Annotated in this window: 16 protein-coding genes and 2 pseudogenes; 7 read left to right on the forward strand and 11 right to left on the reverse strand. The window is 59.5% G+C overall.

Annotation, left to right across the window (positions count from 1 at the left end; genetic code table 11):
* Positions 1 to 302 precede the first annotated feature (302 nt).
* The gene (mqo, locus tag RAC97_RS21045) at positions 303 to 1,952 is read left to right on the forward strand and encodes a malate dehydrogenase (quinone) (protein ID WP_375101510.1); all 1,650 of its coding nucleotides are present in this window, start codon (positions 303 to 305) and stop codon (positions 1,950 to 1,952) included.
* A 55-nt stretch (positions 1,953 to 2,007) separates the two neighbouring features.
* On the opposite strand, the gene RAC97_RS21050 is transcribed toward mqo, so the two are convergent.
* Both RAC97_RS21050 and RAC97_RS21055 read right to left on the reverse strand, forming a co-directional pair.
* Positions 2,008 to 2,259: a hypothetical protein gene (locus RAC97_RS21050; protein ID WP_375101509.1), complete on the reverse strand. Its 252-nt coding sequence runs from the start codon at positions 2,257 to 2,259 to the stop codon at positions 2,008 to 2,010.
* Positions 2,260 to 2,271: 12 nt separating this feature from the next.
* A complete protein-coding gene (locus RAC97_RS21055) occupies positions 2,272 to 2,490 on the reverse strand; it encodes a hypothetical protein (protein ID WP_375101508.1) in 219 nt (72 codons plus the stop codon).
* 321 nt (positions 2,491 to 2,811) lie between these two features.
* On the opposite strand from RAC97_RS21055, the pseudogene RAC97_RS21060 reads away from it, so the two are divergent.
* The 3 genes and pseudogenes from RAC97_RS21060 to RAC97_RS21070 form a co-directional block, all read left to right on the forward strand.
* Positions 2,812 to 3,072, forward strand: a pseudogene (locus RAC97_RS21060) (general stress protein); the annotation flags it as partial.
* Positions 3,073 to 3,165 (forward strand): annotated as a pseudogene (locus RAC97_RS21065) (general stress protein); the annotation flags it as partial.
* A 62-nt stretch (positions 3,166 to 3,227) separates the two neighbouring features.
* Positions 3,228 to 4,103 (forward strand): manganese catalase family protein, encoded by an 876-nt coding sequence (locus RAC97_RS21070; protein WP_375101507.1) that lies wholly within the window; start codon positions 3,228 to 3,230, stop codon positions 4,101 to 4,103.
* A 73-nt stretch (positions 4,104 to 4,176) separates the two neighbouring features.
* On the opposite strand, the gene RAC97_RS21075 is transcribed toward RAC97_RS21070, so the two are convergent.
* From RAC97_RS21075 to RAC97_RS21105, 7 genes are all read right to left on the reverse strand, one after another.
* Positions 4,177 to 6,171 (reverse strand): PAS domain-containing protein, encoded by a 1,995-nt coding sequence (locus tag RAC97_RS21075; RefSeq protein ID WP_375101506.1) that lies wholly within the window; start codon positions 6,169 to 6,171, stop codon positions 4,177 to 4,179.
* Between the two features lie 196 nt (positions 6,172 to 6,367).
* On the reverse strand, positions 6,368 to 6,616 hold the full coding sequence (locus RAC97_RS21080) for a hypothetical protein (protein ID WP_375101505.1): 249 nt from the start codon (positions 6,614 to 6,616) through the stop codon (positions 6,368 to 6,370).
* 80 nt (positions 6,617 to 6,696) lie between these two features.
* On the reverse strand, positions 6,697 to 7,161 hold the full coding sequence (locus RAC97_RS21085) for a hemerythrin domain-containing protein (protein WP_375101504.1): 465 nt from the start codon (positions 7,159 to 7,161) through the stop codon (positions 6,697 to 6,699).
* A 105-nt stretch (positions 7,162 to 7,266) separates the two neighbouring features.
* The gene (locus RAC97_RS21090; RefSeq protein WP_375101503.1) at positions 7,267 to 7,710 is read right to left on the reverse strand and encodes a DUF421 domain-containing protein; all 444 of its coding nucleotides are present in this window, start codon (positions 7,708 to 7,710) and stop codon (positions 7,267 to 7,269) included.
* Positions 7,711 to 7,719: 9 nt separating this feature from the next.
* Complete coding sequence (locus tag RAC97_RS21095; RefSeq protein ID WP_375101502.1) at positions 7,720 to 8,172, reverse strand: hypothetical protein; 453 nt, start codon at positions 8,170 to 8,172, stop codon at positions 7,720 to 7,722.
* A 65-nt stretch (positions 8,173 to 8,237) separates the two neighbouring features.
* A complete protein-coding gene (locus RAC97_RS21100) occupies positions 8,238 to 8,741 on the reverse strand; it encodes a CinA family protein (protein WP_375101501.1) in 504 nt (167 codons plus the stop codon).
* 200 nt (positions 8,742 to 8,941) lie between these two features.
* The gene (locus RAC97_RS21105; RefSeq protein ID WP_375101500.1) at positions 8,942 to 9,799 is read right to left on the reverse strand and encodes a glucose 1-dehydrogenase; all 858 of its coding nucleotides are present in this window, start codon (positions 9,797 to 9,799) and stop codon (positions 8,942 to 8,944) included.
* 195 nt (positions 9,800 to 9,994) lie between these two features.
* Between RAC97_RS21105 and RAC97_RS21110 the strand changes: the two genes are divergently transcribed.
* On the forward strand, positions 9,995 to 10,519 hold the full coding sequence (locus RAC97_RS21110; protein ID WP_375101499.1) for a hypothetical protein: 525 nt from the start codon (positions 9,995 to 9,997) through the stop codon (positions 10,517 to 10,519).
* Between the two features lie 99 nt (positions 10,520 to 10,618).
* On the opposite strand, the gene RAC97_RS21115 is transcribed toward RAC97_RS21110, so the two are convergent.
* Positions 10,619 to 11,158, reverse strand: coding sequence for a type 1 glutamine amidotransferase domain-containing protein (locus RAC97_RS21115; protein WP_375101498.1), 540 nt, complete (start codon positions 11,156 to 11,158; stop codon positions 10,619 to 10,621).
* A 200-nt stretch (positions 11,159 to 11,358) separates the two neighbouring features.
* Here RAC97_RS21115 and RAC97_RS21120 point away from each other — a divergent pair, with 200 nt between their 5' ends.
* Positions 11,359 to 11,601 (forward strand): hypothetical protein, encoded by a 243-nt coding sequence (locus tag RAC97_RS21120; protein ID WP_375101497.1) that lies wholly within the window; start codon positions 11,359 to 11,361, stop codon positions 11,599 to 11,601.
* Positions 11,598 to 12,395: an exodeoxyribonuclease III gene (gene xth / locus RAC97_RS21125; RefSeq protein ID WP_375101496.1), complete on the forward strand. Its 798-nt coding sequence runs from the start codon at positions 11,598 to 11,600 to the stop codon at positions 12,393 to 12,395. The genes RAC97_RS21120 and xth overlap by 4 nt, the downstream gene beginning before the upstream one ends.
* Positions 12,396 to 12,446: 51 nt before the next feature.
* On the opposite strand, the gene RAC97_RS21130 is transcribed toward xth, so the two are convergent.
* Positions 12,447 to 14,234 (reverse strand): thiamine pyrophosphate-requiring protein, encoded by a 1,788-nt coding sequence (locus tag RAC97_RS21130; RefSeq protein ID WP_375101495.1) that lies wholly within the window; start codon positions 14,232 to 14,234, stop codon positions 12,447 to 12,449.
* Between the last annotated feature and the right edge of the window lie 12 nt (positions 14,235 to 14,246).

Genomic DNA, 14,246 nt, shown 5'->3' on the forward strand with positions numbered 1-14,246 from the left:
GCTGGCGCAAACAGCCCTATTTTTCGGGCCGCCAAGTCGTCAGCCATCAAAGCCAAAAAAAGGCCCGCGCTGGGGCGGGCCAAGTACCTGATGCGGAGAGTCGAATGAACTCTACAAATGTTCTGAGGGACGCCCCCGCCAAAGGTTGTTCCTATCTTCGACCCTCCCGATGAACGGATGTCTGACCCGGTTCGAGCTTGCGTCTGGTACTCAACCGGATGTTTTTGAACTGCCCCACGCTTGCAATCCTCGAAACTTCACACCCGCAAAGAATCGAGGCACCGCGCCTCCATGGAGCGAATATGAAGATCAAGACGACACGCAGGTGGGCCATGCTCGGCCTGACCTGTGCCATTCTCCAGGCTCAAGCTGCCGAGCCTGGGCGAGTCGATGTATTGCTGGTCGGAGGCGGCATCATGAGCTCGACGCTGGCGGTGTGGCTCAACGAACTGGAACCTGGCTGGACGATGCAGATGATCGAGCGCCTCGACCAGGTGGCCGAAGAAAGCTCTAACGGCTGGAACAATGCCGGCACCGGCCACTCAGCGCTGGCGGAACTGAACTACACCCCGGAAAAGAACGGCAAGATCGACATCACCAAGGCGGTGGAAATCAACGAATCGTTCCAGATCACCCGGCAGTTCCTCGCCTGGCAGGTCAAGCAGGGTGTGCTGAAGAACCCGCGTTCGTTCATCAACACCACCCCGCACATGAGTTTTGTCTGGGGCGACGACAACATCCGCTTTTTGAGGAAACGCTTTGAGGCGCTGCAGGCCAGCCCGCTGTTCCGCCCCATGCAGTATTCCGAGGACCCAGCCCAGATCGCCAAGTGGGCACCCCTGATGATGGAAGGCCGCGACCCCAACCAGAAGCTCGCGGCCACCTGGACGCCCATCGGCACCGACGTGAACTTCGGCGAGATCACACGCCAGTATGTGGGCTACCTGCAAACCCGGCCAAACTTCAACCTGAAGGTCTCCACCGAAGTGCAGGACATCACCCGCAACGACGACGGTTCGTGGCACGTGGAGTACAAGAACCTCAAGGATGGCAGTAAAGCCGCCACCAATGCTCGCTTCCTGTTCATCGGTGCGGGGGGCGCGGCGCTCCCGTTGCTTCAGAAGGCAGGCATCGACGAGGCCAAGGACTATGCTGGCTTCCCCGTGGGCGGCTCGTTCCTGGTTACCGACAACCCAGCCATCGCACAGCGCCACATGGCCAAGGCCTACGGCATCGCCGCTACTGGCGCGCCGCCAATGTCGGTACCGCACCTCGATACCCGGGTGCTCGATGGCAAGCGCATGATCCTGTTCGGTCCGTTCGCAACCTTTTCAACCAAGTTCCTCAAACAGGGCTCGCTGCTCGATCTTTTCGCCAGCATGAGTCTGCACAATACCTGGCCGATGGTTCGCGTTGGGGTGCGAGAGTTCGACCTTGTGCAATACCTGGTCGGCCAAGTGCTGCAGTCTGACGATGACCGCTTCGAGGCGCTGCAGACGTATTTCCCCCATGCCAAGAAAGAGGACTGGCGCCTGTGGCAGGCGGGGCAGCGGGTTCAGATCATCAAGAAAGATCCGGACGTGGGCGGCGTGCTCAAGCTCGGCACTGAAGTCGTGGCATCCAAGGATGGCAGTATCGCCGGTCTGCTCGGCGCCTCGCCGGGAGCTTCCACTGCGCCGCCGATCATGCTCGACTTGCTCACCCGGGTATTCGCGGACAGAGTCGCTTCGCCTGACTGGCAGCAAAAGATCAAACACATCATTCCGTCCTATGGCATGCAGTTGAACGATCATCCGGACAAGGTGCAGGAGGAATGGGCCTATACCAACGCGTTGTTGCAGCTCACCCCGGCGCCGGACATCGACAAACGCCAGGACCCGAGAAACCCTGGCGATATCGATCCAATCGGGCAGAAAAACCTCAAGGACGCCGACCCAGACCTCAAGCGTTGATGACGGCATGACGGTTCAGGCTGCATGGGCTTGCCCCATGCCAGCCCGCTGGTCGCTAGACAGCGTGGTAGTCGGTACCCGCTATCGCGCGGAGAAAACCGCGATCGGCCAGCCGCCGCAGGTCGCGCCATTCGCGCCAGTCCACCAACCCTAGACGGTCCATTTCGTCGGCCCGGCGCAGCAATTGTTCGTGGTAAGTGCTTGGGCAATCGCGTCTTCGCTCGATGTCGTCGTAAAGCACAAACCAGTCATTGATCGCGACGAGCCGGCGGCGTTCCTGGGCTATTTCATCAGTGAACGCATTCATGCCGATACCTGCTCAAGGTTGTTGGTAATGCCCAGGCGATGTACCCGGCTCGTGGTCATGCTCCAGCCGCTGCACTTGCACGTCAGTGAACGATGACGCTTCATTCCGATGCAGGCCTTGCAGGTAATCGCGCGCCGCTTCGCGGCTCAAGTCTTCCTGGTCGCTGCGCAACTCGCAGGTGCCGGGTTGGTTGTCGAGTATGTAACTGATCAAGTACAGATAACTGGCCATTATCGATGCCCTTTCAAGAAGTGGAATTAACGACTCTGGGGTGTGGATCGTTATCGCGTTGCATCCGTTCAGCCCAACGGACAACTGGCTGCCCGTCAGTGGTAATTCGCGCACCGACTAACTTAGCTCAAGGCTTTCAGGGCCATTGATACGTGCGGCCGGTATGCCCCGTCGCGAGGATCTTTTTCACAAGAGTAAAGGCCAACATTCATTAGAGCCTTTCGTCCAGGCATTCGAAATCCTTTGCACAATGAGCCGCTTTTGCCATGTCACTAATGAACACAGACCTTCCTGTGTATTTATCGACATGAGGTTTCAATCATGGCTAGCAATCAAGACAACCGCGGGAATCAAGGTGGCAACGCCAATACCAACCCTGGCAACTTCGCCAACGATCGGGAAAAGGCATCCGAGGCTGGGCATAAAGGCGGCCAGGTGTCAGGCGGCAACTTCAAGAACGATCCGGAACGCGCCTCGGAAGCCGGACACAAGGGTGGCCAGGCCTCGGGCGGCAACTTCAAGAACGACCCTGAGCGTGCCTCTGAAGCGGGCCACAAGGGCGGCCAGGTATCTGGAGGCAACTTCGCCAATGACCGTGAAAAAGCCTCGGAAGCCGGGCGGGTCGGTGGCCAGCATAGCCACGGTGGCGGTCGCAAGAGTGACGACGACCGCTAATCATCCGAAATGAGACCGCAGGGGCAGCTTGGCTGCCCCTGCATGCTGATGAGGATCTGCTTATGTTCATGCACAACAAGCGATTGCAATACACCGTGCGCGTGGCACAACCCAACCCGGGCCTGGCCAACTTGCTACTGGAGCAGTTCGGCGGCCCCCAGGGCGAGTTGGCTGCAGCCATGCGCTATTTCACCCAGGCGGTCAGTGAGGACGATGGCGGACGCAAGGACATGCTCTACGACATCGCCACCGAAGAACTCAGTCACCTTGAGATCATCGGCTCGATTGTGGTGATGCTCAACAAGGGTGCCAAGGGCAGCCTGGCCGAAGGCGTGGAGGCCGAGGGAGAGCTCTATCGCTCGTTGACCGGCGCCGGCAACGACTCCCATGTCACCAGCCTGCTGTATGGGGCTGGGGCGCCACTGGTCAATTCTGCCGGCGTACCTTGGAGCGCGGCCTACATCGATACCATTGGCGAGCCGACTGCCGACCTGCGCTCGAACATTGCCGCCGAGGCGCGCGCCAAGATCGTCTACGAACGGCTGATCAACGTCACCGACGACCCGGGTATCAAAGATGCTTTGGGTTTTCTGATGAGCCGTGAGATCGCCCACCAGATGTCGTTCGAGAAGGCGCTGCACGCCATCCAGCCAAACTTCCCGCAAGGCAAGTTGCCAGGAGACCCGGAGCTCAATCGCACCTACTTCAACCTGTCTCAGGGAGGGGAGATGCGCGGGGCGTGGAACGAGGGGCAAGACTGGATTTACGTGGACGAACCCCAACCAGCCGTTGATGGCGGCGACGGCACGGCCAGCGTTCAACTCGACGAGAAAAGCGCAGCGGTGGCCGAGGCCATGAAGCTTCGCACCCAGTCCAACCCGGAGGCGCAACCGCTGACCGGCGCGGAGCTCGGCAAGGTCAACAGCGGACAGCAATGAGCAATGCCCGCGCTGGAGTTGATCCGGCGCGGGGCTCGATCAGCGGGATCGACAAATGGCCTCATACGGGGCGCTAGCGCGTGCCCACTCTGTTCAGTGCATTCAACAAACGTGTAACGGAGTAAGGTTTAGCCAGTACGGGGAACGTGTCCGATACCTCTTCACTCAGGGCCTGGCCGTAGCCGCTGGTCAACACTACCCCAATACAGGGCCAGCGCTTGCGTATGGCTTGGGCCAGCTCGATGCCACTGATCCCTGGCATGACGACATCCGAAAAAACGAAGTCGACGCAGCCATCAGCGTTTTCCAGCAAGCACAACGCAGATGAACCATCGCTTGCAATCAGGCTGTCGAAGCCAAGCTCCGACAGCATGTTGGCGGTGAAGTCAGCGACCTCAGGGTTATCCTCGACAATGAGAATTTTACCGATGCAGGGCGTCTTTGAATCGTTGACGTCTTTGTCAGGTTGATTCAGCGGTTGCTTCACGATGGGCAGCGTCACGGTAAAGATCGAACCCTCGCCTACCGTACTTTTTACAGAGACCTGCCCGCCGGACTGCTGAGCGAATCCGTGGACCTGGGCCAGACCCAAGCCAGTCCCTTTACCCAAGTCTTTGGTTGTGTAGAAAGGTTCGAATATCTGCTGGAGACGATTGGGGTCGATGCCATGACCGGTATCTGAAACCGCAATGTTTACACCCTCTGCGGCCAGCGCAGTGTCTGTTCGTGCGGCTTCGGTGACGGTTATTTCGATTTTGCCTTCATCCTCCATCGCATCTCGTGCATTCACTACAAGATTCATCAAGGCCGTTTCAAACTGATTCGGATCTGCCTGGACGTAACGATCAGTGGCCCCGGTATCCACGGCAATATCGACACGATCCCCCACCATCTGTTGCAGCATTTCTGCGACCTCTTCCACGCGATCAGCGACAGGAAATACTTCAGGCCGCAAGACCTGTTTCCTGGAAAATGCCAGAAGTCGCCCGGTGATTTTCGCGGCGCGATCCGCTGTCGCGAGTATCAATTTGAGGTAGAAATGCTGCTTTTCTTCGGTCAAGGTTTTGAGCTGCATAAGGTCTGCAGCATTGCGAATGACGGTAAGCATATTGTTGAAATCGTGAGCGACACCACCGGTCAGCTGCCCGAGTGCCTCCAGCTTCTGTAGTTGACGCACTTGGTTCTCAGCGGCCTCCAGTTCCCTGGTGCCTTCGGCAATCTGGCATTCCAGCTGCTGGTTGAGGCCTCGCAACTGATCTTCCGCCTCATGCTGACGCTGGACGTTGACGGAGGTGCCATACCAACGGAGGGTCTTGCCTGCTTCAGGATCAAGGTAGGGATTTGCTTTGATGACATACCATCGGTATTTACCATCGCGGCCAAGAAGACGGTGTTCCGTGGTGAATGGCGTCTGGGTGGCTACTGCCGTCTGGAAGCACATGGAAGAGTGCTCGAAGTCTTCGGGATGAATTCGGTTGCGGGCCATCAAATTGCCGTTGGCGGTGAGTGCATCCGGCCCGAAATAGTCTCGCCATCGCCGATTGACAAATTCAAAGTTCCCAGCGCGGTCGGTTATCCATACCAGGTCGGGCAAGCTATCTGCCAGGGCTTTGAAAGCATCTTCGCTTTCACGCAAGCGAGCATTCGCTCGGTGGCGTTCGGTCACATCGCTTGCAGCGCCGAACCATTCAACAATTTCACCAGCGTCGCCGAAAATCGGTACCGCTCGAGATTCGGTCCAACCTGAACTACCGTCAGGCAGCTTGATACGATGTTCTAATTCGAAGACAGATTTTTGCTGTATGGCTTTATTGATAGCCGCCACTACCGCTGGCCGATCCTCAACGGCCACATACGTCTCCAGCCACTGCGTACTCGGTTCGGTCACTTCTTCCAGAAAGCCTTTGCCGGTAAGCTCTCGAAGCTCTTTCCAGTCGGCACTCATTCGGTAAACCATCGTGCTGGTCGCTATAACCAAGGCTCGAAAGCGCAGCTCGCTGTCATAGACACGGCTACGTTCATTCCTTGGCAGCGGAACGGCTCCTTGCGATCTCGATATGTCGTTCATGAGCGAGGTCCCTGCTGCTGACGTGACGGGTTGCGTAGGCGCGAGTAGCGCCCGAACCTCCATGGTAGCTGCAATGACAGATCGCGTGATTTGAAACCACCAAACGGTGGTAGAGGCAAAATAGTATTGAACAGCCACTTATGGCTAATGGCACTTAGTCAATTACCCAGCACGGTCGATAAAGTGTCCAGGGTTATCACCCGGTAACTTCCAGCTGCGTGTTTTTCTTCCAACCCCGCAAATTCATGGCGCACAGGCAGCACTGCAGAATGATCAAGGCCCAGGCTTGTGCATGCCAGCCCCAAATGGCCCACAGCACATTGCTTGCGATGAAACAGCAGAACCCTACTTTCCTTCTTCCCGGACGGCGCGAACCGATGCACCACGCTGCCAGCACGGTCATCAGCATGGCTGGCCATTCCAACAACTCAATCCCAAATTCCATGAAGCCGTTCCCAATGACAGGTTTGATATCCGCATCTGGATACCTGCCAGCTTCGCGAAAGCTGGCAGGTAGTTGCTACCTCACGCGGCGCGCTGTTCGCCCTTGAGCATCTTCTTCTGCATTTCCATGGTGTGGCCAAGCTCTTCCAGGACGTCCTTGCCGAGCAGCTTCTTGGCCGTTGGGAAGAGCTCGCTTTCTTCTTCCTCGATATGGTGTTCCAGCAGCTCTTTCATAACTTTCACCCGCCCGGCGAATTCGACGGTACCGGTTTCGGTATGCAGCAGATCAGGTAGAACAAGCGCGTCAACCGTGCGATGTTCCTCCTTGGCCTCGTAGTACATTTTCGCTTCTTCCTTGCCGCCGGCTTGCTTGATGGCCGGGTAGAGGATTTCTTCTTCGAGTGTGGTGTGAATCTGTAGCTCCTGCTCGATCCTGTGCAGTAGCTCGGCACGTTTCTTCACTGCTCGCTCGGTGGTAGTCGAGAGCTCCTCGAGCAGTTTCTTCACCAGCTTGTGATCCTGGATCAGTAAGTCGATAGCGTTCATGGCGTTACCTCATCACGGAGTGGATGTAAGAACTTGCTTTGGGTTGAGTACCCGCCGAGCGAGACGGTTCAATGCTGACGATGACTGGCGTCACCGTGCGCCGTCTTACTCGGCGGGAATGATCGAAATCTTTCCATTACGCTCGACGATGGCGAACTTGACCTGCTCGATGCGCTCGATGCCTTGGCTGTCCCGCGCAGACTCAAGGATGTCGTCCTCGGTGAGGCGAGCCCGGCGCATCCGGTGGTGCAGAAAACGCCCATTCTCGACGACCAGGGTGGCGTGCCCGTCCAGAAGCCTGGCCAAGTGCTTGGAGTTGAGTTTTGCGAGCGACAAGCCGACGTCCAGAACGATCAGCGTAGCGATCACCAGCATGGCATTGGTGAACGAAAAGTCGTCACCCAGAAGGGCCTGCTGGGTGGCTTCCCCGATGATCAGCAACAGGACGAAATCGAAGGTCGTCAGATCGGCCAGCGAGCGCCGTCCAGCCACGCGGAACAGCAACATGAGGACGATGTACATACCAGCTGCGCGGAGAATCGAGTCCATGCGGCACCCCTAGGGGAAAAGGAATGTGGAAAAGCGAACCGTGCTTGTAGCGCCCGCCCTGACGGTACCCTGCAGCGTACCCACGTGCTCGCTTCGCAGGGTCAGGTACAAGGTGGCTACGCCGTCCTGGCTCGTACCCAGCTTGAACAGCAGGGCCTTGCCGTCAGACTTCGATTGTTGCGGCTCAGGCTGTAGCGTCTCGATACTGGCGTCGCGCAGCAGCGATCCCCCGAGTTGCACTTCCACCGGCTGGCCTGGGGCTCCCTGGACGGTGATGAACAGACTGTCGGTCGTCCCACTTCGACTGATGCGCTGATACTCGACCTGTACCCGACCATCCTGGCTCACCGCCTTGGCATCGCTCAATGGGCCTTTTCCAAACAACCCTGCCAAGGCCAGGATCACGATGGCGACCAGCACGTACCAGCCCACGCGCTCGAAGCGCCAGACGCGCTGCTGCATCTTCATGTCTTCCTGGACAGGATGGCACCTGGATACCCATTCTTCTTCCGACATGATCGCTGCCCTCAGGCGCGTTCGCCGCGCAGCCAACGCTGGTGATAGTGGGAAAGCTGGGTCAATCCGAACAGGGCCCCTTGACGCATGACATCCGACCGCTCGCCGAAGAATCGTTGGGTGCGTGTGAAAACGGCGACTGGCTCGCCGGCAAAAGCCCAGGCAAAGCACAGGGTGCCGGGAGCTATCCCAGAGGCAGGTTCCGGCCCGGCAACGCCCGTGGTGGCTATCGCCACATTGGCATCGCTGTCTCGCAAGGCCCCCAAGGCCATTTCCCAGGCGACTGCCTCACTGGTCAAACCGTAACGTTCGATGGTTTCGGCGCTCACGCCCAACAAGCGCTTCTTGGCGCTGGGGGAGTAGACGACGTAGCCGCTTTCCAGCACCTCTCCAGTACCGGGTACCGCCGCCAACAAAGCCACCATGGCCCCTGCGGTGCACGATTCTGCTGTGGTCAAGATCAGTTTGTGGTTTTTGAGATAGCCTAGGGCAGCTAGTACAGGGTCGGTTGCCATATCAGAATCGACTCGCTTGTTTTGCGGTGGACGCGATCCTGGGGTAATTGGTTCATCGCAGTTCCTGCCCGGCGATTTCCCGCTCAGGCGTCTCCAGGTCAGGCGTGCAGCATGAACAAAGGCCACACACAGAAAACCGATGCGGGAATCGCGATGAACATTCGGGGCGAGGCTCGCCGCGCTGGCGAGCCTGCGTTTCGCTAAAGGATCGGTTTGCCGCCGGTGACTGCGTAACGCGAGCCGCTGATGTAGCTGGCCTCATCCGAGCCCAGCAGTACATAGATCGGCGCGACCTCGACCGGCTGCCCTGGTCGCCCCATGGGGTAGCTCGAGCCGAAGTTCTTGACGGCCTCGTCAGGCATGGTTGCCGGGATCAGGGGTGTCCAGATGGGGCCGGGAGCCACGCTGTTGACCCGAATACCCTTCTTGCCAAGCAACTGGGCGAGGCCCGCCGTGAAGTTGGCAATGGCCCCCTTGGTCGTGGCATAGGCCAGCAGGCTGGGGGATGGATCGTCGGAGTTGACCGAACTGGTGTTGATGATCGAGCCGCCCTTGGGCATGGAGGGAAGCGCCGCCTGGCAGATGCGGAAGATCGCGGTGATATTGGTATCGAAGGTTTTTACCCATTCGTCATCGTCGATTTCTTCCAGCGTCTCGTGGGACATCTGGAACGCCGCGTTGTTGACCAGGATGTCGATGCGCCCGAACTGGCTGACCGTCTTTTCGACGATGTCGTAGCAGTGCTGTTTCTGCGCCAGGTCTCCTGGCAACAGCAGGCATTGACGGCCTGCGGCCTCGACCCAGCGCGCGGTTTCCTGCGCATCCTCATGCTCGTCCAGATAAGCGATGGCGACATCGGCCCCTTCACGGGCATAGGCAATGGCTACTGCCCGCCCAATGCCACTGTCGGCTCCGGTGATAAGGGCGATTTTTCCTTCCAGTCGATTGTGGCCGGTATACGACTGTTCACCGCAGTCTGGATACGGCTCCATCTTGCGTTGGGAACCAGGGACGGTTTGCGGTTGTGCCGGGAAAGGCGGAGTAGGGAAGTCTCGCATGGTAGAAGCTCCTGCGGTTGAGAACACTCATACCGTTTCGAAAGATCAGCCCCTGGTGAGTTGGTTTCAATGTGCGTTTGGTACGACGAGCGGTGCGGGTATCGATTCGATTGAATTTTGCGCTCGGTCGTTTGTTCTACCGGACTCAGCTCCACGCTTGTTTCCCAGCCCGGAGCCCAATTCCCGGAGCAGCGAGTGCCTCGAATCATTACCCCATCGACGCCTGAGCACGAGATCAGCGAGCACAATGCCAGGATGTTCGGTTCACCCAAGGAGCGTCTGGATTTCTACCGGCGCGAAATCCAGTACGAAACCAGCATTCTGGCCAACCGTACCGATGCCTACCTGGCGGCGCAGTCGTTCCTGGTGATCGCCTACGTGTCGTCCATGGGCAACATGAATCAAGGGTGGGGAGAGATGTTTACCCTGATCGTGCCAGCGTTCCTCGCCTTGCTCGGCGTGTTGAGCTCGCTCAATGCCTGGCCAGGCATCCGCGCGGCGTACAACATCATCGATCACTGGCAACTGAAACAGAGCCACCTGCTGCGCAGCGAGCCCCTGATGGGGTTGGCATATGATGAGTCACCGCTGTTCAGCGAGGCCGAGACATCTCGCGCAGGGCATCGAAAATCCCTGCTGTTTTCGCTGCGTACGCCGTGGATCTTTCTAGTGTTCTGGGTGCTGCTGGGTAGCTATTCGGTGTACATCCAGCTGGCCTGAGGTACAGGCGCCGTGGCAGGCCGGGGCAGTGACTGCCCTGGCCTGTGTTCGTGGGTTGCAGCCGCGAGCGGCACAAGCCTGCCCGGGTTCAGGCAGGCACTAGCCAGCAAGAGCGCTGATCAACTGCTCGTTGAACGCCGGAATATCATCCGGTTTGCGACTGCTGATCAGGTTGCCGTCCACCACCACCTCTTCATCCACCCAGTGGCCACCGGCGTTGCGAATATCGTCCTGCAGAGTCTCGTAGCTGGTCATCCGTTTACCCTTCGCCAGGCCGCTCGATACCAGCAGCCAGGCACCATGGCAGATCACCGCCAGAGGCTTGCTTGTCGAGTTGTGGCTTTTAACCAGTTTCTGCGCCCCGGGTATCAGGCGAATGTTGTCGGAGTTCTGTACGCCGCCGGGCAGTACGATGGCATCGTAGAGATCCAGGTGGGCACTGTCGAAAGTTGCATCCACGGCAAATTCGTCGGCGGGCTTGTCGTGGTTCCAGCCGCGTACTGTCCCTTCCTTGTCGCTCAAGATATCGATCACTGCACCGTTTTTTTCCAAGGCCTCGCGAGGGCCGGTCAATTCCACCTGTTCAAAGCCATCGGTGACCAGAAAGGCTACGCGCTTGCCGTTGAGTGTTGCGCTCATCGTAAAATCTCCCGTTTTGAATGGATCTTGATTGGGACGCCCACGGCCCGGTGTGAAGTTCAAATGCAATGCCTCAACGGTGCGACGTTTGGCTGGGGCGGCTGGGCTGTGCTTCCGCTGGGCGGGTATCGATACACCGCGGTTGAACGTTGCGCGCAGGCCCAGGCTCTCACAAGCAGTGACACAGTGAGGCCGCAGCCATGACCATCGACCGCAGCATTCCTGAACTTGAAGCCTGGTACGCGCAATACGACGACATCAGTTATCGACGAGAGTCGCCGGATGCCTACCATCACGAACTGCTTCGCACTGCCGAGGCCCTGCGTAACGACGGTGCCATCGACTGGGACGACTGGCTGGCGCTGAAGGCATTGGCCGACGAGGCACACGTCCGGGCGCTGGAAGACGCCGTGCAAGCCCACGTGAACGACCCTGACGCATGAAAGCGCTGAGGATCGCCACCTTCAATGTCAATGGAATCCGCAGCCGCTTAGCGGCGCTGCTGGCCTGGCTGGAGCGGGAACAGCCGGATATCGCGTGCCTGCAAGAGCTGAAGGCGGCCGACCAGCAATTTCCTCGCCAGGAGCTCGAGGCGGCAGGTTATGGCTGCCTCTACCAAGGGCAGCCGTCATGGAACGGCGTGGCCATTCTGGCGCGCGACAGCGAACCGCTGGAGGTCCGCCGTGGTCTGCCCGGTATGCAGGACGATCAGCAAAGCCGTTACCTCGAAGCGGCGGTGCACGGCGTGCTGGTGGGATGCATTTACCTGCCCAATGGCAACCCGCAACCGGGTCCGAAATTCGATTACAAACTGCGTTGGTTCGAGTGCCTCATCAAGCATGCGCAGGAGTTGCATGGCAGTGGCCACCCCACGGTCCTGGCAGGCGATTTCAACGTGGTGCCGACAGACCTGGATATCTACGACCCGCGCTCGTGGCGCAAGGACGCGCTGCTGCAACCTGAGTCTCGGGAATGTTTCGAACAGCTGCGGGCGCAGGGTTGGGTCGATGCCGTTCGCCACCTTTACCCGGAACAGCGCATCTACACGTTCTGGGACTATTTTCGCAATCACTGGGCACGCAATGCCGGGCTACGCATTGATCATCTGCTGCTCAACCCAGAACTTGCGCCTTATCTGAAAGGCGCGGGCGTGGATGCCTGGGTGCGCAACGAAGCCAAGGCCAGTGACCATGCGCCGGTCTGGATAGCGTTGGGCGCGCGCCGCCGGCGGCGCTAGGGCCAGGCCTGGGAAGGTAACCCGCGCCGGAGCGCGGGTTCCTGGCGATCCTCATTTTTTGCCTGGCAATACCGAGCTGAGGACTTGCTTGGCTGTTTGCACGATGACGCCGGCCTGGTCCGGGTCGCCTTTGAGCAGGGTGGTGGCGAACTTCTTCGCCTGCTCCAGCTTGATGTGCGGCGGCAGTGGCGGAACGTTCGGATCGGTCTTGAACTCGATCAGTACCGGCCTGTCAGCCGCCAGCGCGCGTTCCCAGGCGCCGGCGACGTCTTCTTCGCGCTCTACGTAAATGCCTTGCAGGCCGATGGAAATGGCGAACAGGTGGTAGGGCACGTCGGGGATCGACTGCGACGCCTCGAACTTTGGGTCGCCTTCCATCACCCGTTGTTCCCAGGTTACCTGGTTGAGGTCTTCGTTGTTGAACACGGCGCAGATCCACTGCGGGTTGTCCCATTGCTGCCAGTACTTGGCTACGGTGATCAGCTCCGCCAGGTTGCTCATCTGCATCGCGCCGTCGCCTACCAGGGCCACCACGCTGCGCGTCGGGTAGGCGAGTTTCGCCGCGATGGCGTAGGGCACCGCCGCGCCCATGCTGGCCAGTCCGCCGGACAGGGAACATTGCATGCCCCGACGGATCTGCAGGTCGCGGGCAAACCAGTTGGCGCAGGAGCCGGAATCGCTGGTGACGATGGCGTGGTCGGGCAGGCGAGGCGAGAGCTCATGTACCACGCGCTGCGGGTTGATCGGGTCGGCTTTGGACAAGGCGCGTTTTTCCAGGGTCTTGTCCCACTTCGCGCGCCAGCTTTCGACCTTGTCGCGCCAGCGCCGCTCGGCCTTGTGCTCGAGCAACGGCAAAAGCGCGCTCAGGGTTTCGCTGGCATCGCCGACCAGGTTGACCTCCATGGGATAGCGCAGGCTGAGCATGTCTGGTTTCAGGTCTATCTGTACGCCACGGGCCTGGCCTTCCTTGGGGAGGAACTCGGCATAAGGGAACCCGGAGCCGATCATCAGCAATGTGTCGCACTCGCTCATCAGCCGGTAGCTGGGTTCGGTACCGAGCAACCCGATGGAGCCGGTGACCCAGGGCAGGTCGTCCGGCAATACGGCCTTGCCCAGCAGCGCCTTGGCGACACCGGCGCCAAGCGCTTCGGCCACCGCGGTGACCTGCTCGGTCGCTTGCAGGGCACCGGCACCGACCAGGATCGCCACCTTGCGCCCGGCGTTGAGTACCTCGGCGGCGCGCCGCAGGTCGGCGTCGAAGGGCACCACCCTGGGTTTGCTGTAGCCAATGCCGGAATGCAAGGTGCCATGGGCCCTGGGCGGCTCGGTGTAGGGCAGGTCCTGCAGGTCGTTGGGCAGGATGAGGGCCGTGACCTGGCGCTCGCCAACGGCGGTACGCACTGCGCGGTCGAGCAAGTGGCGGACCTGTTCCGGCGTCGAGGCCTGCTGGACGAACGCACCTGCTACGTCCTTGAACATCGACAGCAGGTCGAGTTCTTGCTGGTAATGACCACCAAGCGCCGCGCGCGCCTGCTGGCCGACGATGGCCAACACGGGCTGGTGGTCCATGCGCGCATCGTACAGGCCGGTGAGCAGGTGCGAAGCGCCGGGGCCTGAGGTGGCGATGCAAACGCCCAGCTCACCGGTGAACTTGGCATGGGCGCTGGCCATGAACGCTGCCATTTCTTCGTGGCGGGCCTGGATGAACTCGATCTTGCCCTCGGCTCGGCTCAGGGCGCCGAACACCCCGTTGATGCCGTCGCCAGGGTAGCCAAAGATGCGCCGCACACCCCACTGATACAAGCGCTCCACCAAGAAATCACCTACCGTGCTGGTCATTGCCTTCTCCCG

The sequence above is a fragment of the Pseudomonas sp. LS_2 genome (assembly GCF_042709235.1).
GTDB lineage: Bacteria > Pseudomonadota > Gammaproteobacteria > Pseudomonadales > Pseudomonadaceae > Aquipseudomonas.